This is a genomic window from Paraburkholderia sediminicola, assembly GCF_046027825.1.
GTDB lineage: Bacteria > Pseudomonadota > Gammaproteobacteria > Burkholderiales > Burkholderiaceae > Paraburkholderia > Paraburkholderia sediminicola_D.
Genome location: NZ_JAQQDU010000185.1, coordinates 1 through 5,984 on the forward strand (window position 1 = coordinate 1; position 5,984 = coordinate 5,984).

General features: G+C 56.1%; 8 protein-coding genes. 2 read left to right on the forward strand and 6 right to left on the reverse strand.

The window, feature by feature from the left end; all coding sequences use genetic code 11:
• Positions 1 to 63 precede the first annotated feature (63 nt).
• From PQQ96_RS41355 to PQQ96_RS41375, 5 genes are all read right to left on the reverse strand, one after another.
• Positions 64 to 336, reverse strand: coding sequence for a hypothetical protein (locus PQQ96_RS41355; protein ID WP_408303086.1), 273 nt, complete (start codon positions 334 to 336; stop codon positions 64 to 66).
• A 74-nt stretch (positions 337 to 410) separates the two neighbouring features.
• Complete coding sequence (locus PQQ96_RS41360; protein ID WP_408303088.1) at positions 411 to 725, reverse strand: hypothetical protein; 315 nt, start codon at positions 723 to 725, stop codon at positions 411 to 413.
• A gap of 117 nt (positions 726 to 842) precedes the next feature.
• A complete protein-coding gene (locus PQQ96_RS41365) occupies positions 843 to 1,271 on the reverse strand; it encodes an ACT domain-containing protein (RefSeq protein ID WP_408303090.1) in 429 nt (142 codons plus the stop codon).
• Positions 1,272 to 1,455: 184 nt separating this feature from the next.
• Complete coding sequence (locus tag PQQ96_RS41370) at positions 1,456 to 2,013, reverse strand: sugar O-acetyltransferase (RefSeq protein WP_408303092.1); 558 nt, start codon at positions 2,011 to 2,013, stop codon at positions 1,456 to 1,458.
• A 77-nt stretch (positions 2,014 to 2,090) separates the two neighbouring features.
• On the reverse strand, positions 2,091 to 3,302 hold the full coding sequence (locus tag PQQ96_RS41375; RefSeq protein ID WP_408303094.1) for an MFS transporter: 1,212 nt from the start codon (positions 3,300 to 3,302) through the stop codon (positions 2,091 to 2,093).
• Between the two features lie 140 nt (positions 3,303 to 3,442).
• Here PQQ96_RS41375 and PQQ96_RS41380 point away from each other — a divergent pair, with 140 nt between their 5' ends.
• Positions 3,443 to 3,850, forward strand: a complete 408-nt coding sequence (locus PQQ96_RS41380) for a response regulator transcription factor (RefSeq protein WP_408303096.1) — start codon at positions 3,443 to 3,445, stop codon at positions 3,848 to 3,850.
• Between the two features lie 330 nt (positions 3,851 to 4,180).
• Positions 4,181 to 4,879, forward strand: coding sequence for a LuxR C-terminal-related transcriptional regulator (locus tag PQQ96_RS41385; protein WP_408303098.1), 699 nt, complete (start codon positions 4,181 to 4,183; stop codon positions 4,877 to 4,879).
• Between the two features lie 43 nt (positions 4,880 to 4,922).
• On the opposite strand, the gene PQQ96_RS41390 is transcribed toward PQQ96_RS41385, so the two are convergent.
• Positions 4,923 to 5,984 (reverse strand): ATP-binding response regulator (locus PQQ96_RS41390; RefSeq protein WP_408303100.1); only part of this gene is annotated, 1,062 nt, incomplete at its 5' end.

Genomic DNA, 5,984 nt, shown 5'->3' on the forward strand with positions numbered 1-5,984 from the left:
TTAGGTGCGGCCGCTTTTACGTCCTGCACGCGGTGCGCGGACTGTATGTCTCTGCTCGACTCGCTATTGAGCTGCTGTGAGTTTGAGTCCCAGCCGCGACACTTGTGAGGTTTCCTGTTGACCTTTGCGTTGATCCGCCACCTGCTCAATACCGTTTTTTATGACCTCTTCGCAAAAGGCCAGACGAGCACGGTAGTAATCCGCATGCAACTGCGCATCAAGGATGCGCTGCTCCGCCTGGAAAAGCTCCAGCCGCAGTTCTCGTAACGCTCGTTCCGCTTGTTTCTCCGGCGTGAGCGCATTGTGCAAAGCCCAGTTTGCAATCCACCTCAGCATGGCGAAGTCCTCCTGTCGTTGGATGCTCTTCCTCTGCCACGACTAAGGCTATCAAAATCCGGCGACGGTGTGTGTTAAATAATATTTTGGTGCCGCCTGTTGTGAAAACAGCACACGGTGGATCGCCAACGGATTACCTCACCTTCGTCGCGAACAAACTCCACGCGGCTGCCTTTCAGCTCGCGAATCGCGAAGACGCGCTCACGATAAGGATCGGGACGATAGGTCGGCTGCAGCGTTTCCGGCTGCTCGTCGAGTTCGAACACGCCGTAGTGACGATGAATTAACGCGCCCGACATGCCGCGATAGCGAAATGCAAGCGCATCACCCGCCGCTTCGATCGTTACGCGGCCGTAGGCGGGATGGGCATAGTGGCTTGTGGAGCACATTCAGCTACGCTGAGGAAACGAGCCGCGCACCAGTGCCGGGCCGGGGACCTGCCACTCCTCCATCACTTCACTGACGAGGGTGTCGAGATGTTCGGGATCAGCAAACCGCAAGCGGGATCAATCCACGGCGGGCAAGATATTCTGTTGCGCAAGACTCTGTAAGCGAGACAACTGCGCCATTGCATTCCCTGCGGACTCGAATGGTACAAAAATATGATCGTGAAAGGCCGCTGCGACCACGTTGCAGCTGATACCAGCGTCACCGAGCGCTTTTGCGAATGCCGCGGTCAACCCTACCGCCTGCAGGTCGGAATGCACGGTGAGGGTAATCCAGGCAGCACGAAACAGTATCTGCAGTCCTTCTCGTTGCGCCGTTGCCTCATCTACGATCAGCGTTAATCCCTCCCGCTCACGGAATGTCGCGACCGGAAGCAACGCTTTGATATCGGTATGCAGCGGAATCGACGAGAACACGTAAACGCCGTTGTTTAACTCGGGACGCATGGACGCGAGCAGCGTGTCAAGGTCGGTCATCGGTTGACTCAAGGGTTCCTCCGCCTATGTTGACTGGCACCATACATTCGTCGAATGCCTCGATGTATGGATTGTCGGCGATCCGGGAGACCCTGTCGAATGACTGATCCTGGCCGAACCTTTCACATCGCCAGGTTTTCCGCCAATTCCCGATGAACTTTTCTAGCGCCGGAATCGACCTCTTGCGCACGCCCCCTTAGTCAGCAATCGAACGAATGACCCGCGCCGGATTTCCGCCGACAAGGGTATTCGGGGGAACGTCCCTCGTGACTACCGACCCTGCCGCGACGACCGAATTCTCGCCTACTGTTACGCCACCGATGATGGTCGCGCCGGCCGCGATCCACACGCCTTTCTCAATCACGATGGGCTTTCCGATCGTAGCGGCGCGTCGCTGCGAGGGTTCGAGGGGGTGGCCCGACGTGATGATGCTCACGTTCGGCCCGATCATCACATCGTCTGCGATGTCGAGGCCACCAAGGTCATAGAAAGTGCAGTTCTGGTTGATGAAGACATTGTGCCCGACGCGGATTTCGTCCCCACCTGCCGTATAGAACGGAGGGATCAGTAAAAAGCTCTTGTCCACATCTTTACCGATAAGTTCGCTGAACAAGGTCCGAATTTCGTCCGCATCGTTGAACGTCAACCGGTTAAGTGTGGCGGTGATCGCCATCGCTCGTTTGACGTTTGCCAACATGGCTGCTGATTCCGGCGTCCTGCCGTAAATTATCCTGGTGCGTTCGTCATTCGGCATTCGTTAGTTTCCTCCGGTTACGGTTGCGCGAACGTTCGACGCATGACGGGCGTGCGCGCGCCGAGCGGCATCAAATTTCATGCTGCTGGTGCGGCGCTATCTAACCGGGGTCTGCGGCGCGTGAGAATCAACAGCAGAATCAATGCCGTTCCGGAACACAGAATGGCAACCTCCAGCAAGACGGCGTTCCCAAACCTGCTCAACAGCGCAATGAAAAACGGCGGTGCGGCCGCCGAAATCACATTGAGGGAGAGCGCGATACGCGATGCCGCCGAGGCGTAATCTGCCTTGTCATAGAACACCAGCGGTATCGTTGCACGTGCAACCGCGAGAGATCCGCTCCCTAAACCGTAGAGAACCACGAAGACCGCAACGGCAGTGTGCGAGCCGTAGTCCAAGACGAGCAACGCCATCGACAGGGGTAGAACAATTCCCGCAAAAATGCCGGTTGATACCCCATCCCACCTGGCGCCGCCAAGAAAATCAACTGCCCGTGCACTCACCTGAATGACGCCGAGTGCAGAGCCAAAGGCTACGGCTTGCATTGCCGGCAACCCCGCGGCTTTGAGTAGCTCGATAAATATAGCGTTGAACCCGAATGTGACGAACGCATTCAATGTGATCGCTGTCGCAATCAGGTAGAACGTGCCTTTCCGAGCAGGCGCGCTGGGTGTTGAGTTGGAAACCCTATGCCGATATTGATCTTTGGGCGGCACAGACGCGGGAAGTCCAAACACGTAGAGCGGCAGGGATATCAACATCAGCATCCCCGCGTAAACCGCACAGGTCGCATGCCATCCGACTGCCTTCGCGAGGAGTGATGCAACTGGCCAGAAAACGCTGCTCGATAAGCCCGTTATCAACATAAGGGCGCCGATCGCGCGTTTCGCATTCGGGCCGGCAAGTTCGTTCAGCATGATATAGGCCGCTGTCGAGAGCGTGGCACTCCCCGCCGTTCCAAGCACTACCCAGCCGGAGAAATACAAAAGAGGCCCACGACACACAGCAAGCAACAGGAAACCGAGGGTAGACAAGATCGTGCCGCCGATCATGACGCGCCTCGCCCCGAACCGGGCAAAGACCTTGGCCAGAAACGGAGCCCAGAGCCCCATGACGACATACAGCACGGAACTCGCCGCGAAGACGTATGAAATGTCCATTTTCAAATCGCTGGCCATCTGCCTTCCAACGATTGACGGCAGCCCTACGGTCCCCCAGCCGATTATCTGCGTTACGGACAACACAGAAAGTGGAATCGCAATCTCTTTGTCAGGAAAACGTATGCGCATCGACTGTCCGTCGTCAGAATGGATTGAAACCCACCTTGTGTCTTACCGGCTTCAGTATGTTCGCACGCATTGTCGACGATGGGTGCACGGGCGACATCGCATTCCTTCAAGTGGCGTAATCTGGCGGGATGGCGTCCGCAGTGCACAATGAAGCCCTGACTTCACGGGAGATCGAAGTGCTGGCGATGCTCGCCGAAGGGCTCGGCAACAAGGAAATCACGCGCCAACTCGCCATCTCCGACAGCACCGTGAAATTCCACCTCTCCTCCATTTTCGGCAAGCTGGGCGTAACGAGCCGCACCGAAGCGGTGATGCTGGGTATGCGACACGGGTTCATCATGGTGCAGCCGGTCGACGCAACCTCAATGCGGCTCGTCTATGGCCGGCTGCAGTCCGATGCAACTGGCCCATGTCGACCGACTGCCGATGGTCGCGCATTCACCCGTAAAGTTCCTCCTCTGATGCCCCTCCCTTCCGGGACGCGATGTATCCTCTTCAATATGTCGCGCCGCCGGCCCGCTCATTTGCTCGCGTGCGGCAAGAATTAGACTAGCAACGAGGCGAAGCAGGCGATGAAGACGCTGAAAGGTTTGCACGATCGCACGATGCTGTCGACGCTGCTGCAGCGCCGCCTGAAAGTGCGCCGCATTAACTTACCCCGCGGCGTTCCATGCCTGTGCGAGTGCGGCGCCCAACTACCCAAACTGCTATCGGCCCCATCGACCCGAAGTCTGGGGACGCGAATACCGCGACGCATGAGGCACACATTTTGACGGCCGGAGAATGCCCGTGTTCAAGTTAGCTATTAAGCGGTGCTGCGCACCAACGTAGCGCGCGATCGATTGTTTTTCTCTGAAGTATAAAGAGGAGAAGCGGCCATGAAAATCCTATGGGTCGATGACCACGAAATTCTTTGCGTTGCTCTTGCCGAATATGTCCAAACACACGCATCGGAGTTGAGCGCAATCCCAATCGAAATCACGCCCGTATTTACGCTTGCCAGCGCGCTTGAGGAAGTAAACAAGACACCTCCCCCGGACCTCGTATTCCTGGATCTCAATCTGGATGGTGAGAACCGTGGCGCCACGACACTTGAACGTTTCCAAGCGGGAAATCCATCCAATGTTCCCGTGGTTATCTGCACGGGACTCGCTCCTGGAAACGATCATGAAGTTGAAATTCTACGGATGTGCATGCGTGACTACGCCGCTCGAGGAATTCTTCTGAAAGGAGGTGCGCACAAGAAAATGTTCATTGGACTGAGCAGGATCTTAGGAGGTGAACTCTGGATTCCGGAAGAAGTCTTGCTGCGCTTTGCCTGCTCGACACAAGCGCCCGCAGCTAGCCAGAATCAGCACCATCTTGGACTTTCTCCGCGAGAGTGGGACCTGGCGCGTTGCATTGCACGTGGCCTCTCAGGGAAACAGATCGCAAGAGAGCTTAACGTCTCCGAGGGACATGTCAGACAGGTTTCTTGTGTTGTTTACGACAAACTTCAAGTCAGAAACCGCGTTGAAGCTGCGCTCAAAGTCAATGCCGAGCTGGGTGGAAGTGGACCAGATAAGCGGCTGTCGTGAAGATCTCTGCTACACCACGCTTTATGTTCCGCTGCCATCACGTTCACGCGCCTTCGATCGATGTCTTTGGCTTATGTTTTGCAAGTATGGTCAACAAGGTCTGTTCGGAAACCGGTTTCGACAAAAGCTTCATGCCACTGGCGGCTACTTTTTTGAGCACAGCGGACGAGGTGTCCCCCGACCACAGGATCGCAGGAATCGAAGCGTCAGTAGCAGCGCGGACCGCCGCAATCGCAGCCACACCGTCCTCGTTTTCCAGCCGGTAGTCCGAGAGGATGAAGTGCGGACCACTCGCCAAAGCCTCAATGCGCAACTGCTCGATGACGTCGCATGATGATGCTCCCGCCACGACATAGCATCCATGCTCGATCAGGCGCATCGATATTTCGATTCTTAAGTCGCTATTGTCCTCGATGATCGCCACTACCATATTGGTCAAGTCCGGGTCGCCGTTTTCAACCGTTTGAACCTCGAGCAATTCTGGCGGTATGAGTCCTATGAAGGGGACCGTTACCGAAAAACGCGATCCCCGCCCGGGTGTCGAGTCCACGTCCAGTTTGTGACCAAGAAGGTTCGCGAGACCCTGGACAATGGACAGACCTAGTCCGAACCCTTTTTCATGATTCCTCTCGGGATTATCGACCTGTACATAGCTTTTGAAGATATCCCCTTGTCTACCTTCCGGGATACCGATCCCGTTGTCCCAGACGCTTATCTTTATGCGGTTGCCACGCCTCTGGCAACTCACCAGAATATGTCCCTTCTTTCCTCCCTGTTCGGAAGGCGTGTAACGGACCGCATTGATCACCATATTTCGGACGATCCTGTCCAACGCATGTCGATCCGTACGGACCAGATAGGGTCGGCTATGGAGTCTTAACTTCAGCCCCTTCGCTCCGGCCAGCGGCTGCGTATCCACAACTATGCCGTGTAAAAGGGAAGGCAGCACCACCTCCTGAATTTCTACATGCCAGGTGCCGGACTCGAGGCGGCAGATATCCAGTGCGCCGTTAATCATGCCTTCCATCGCATCCACTTGCCTTTGCGCAATCGAGACGTCCTCGGCCAGATTGCCTGATTCGATGTTCCGCTCGATATAGTTTAA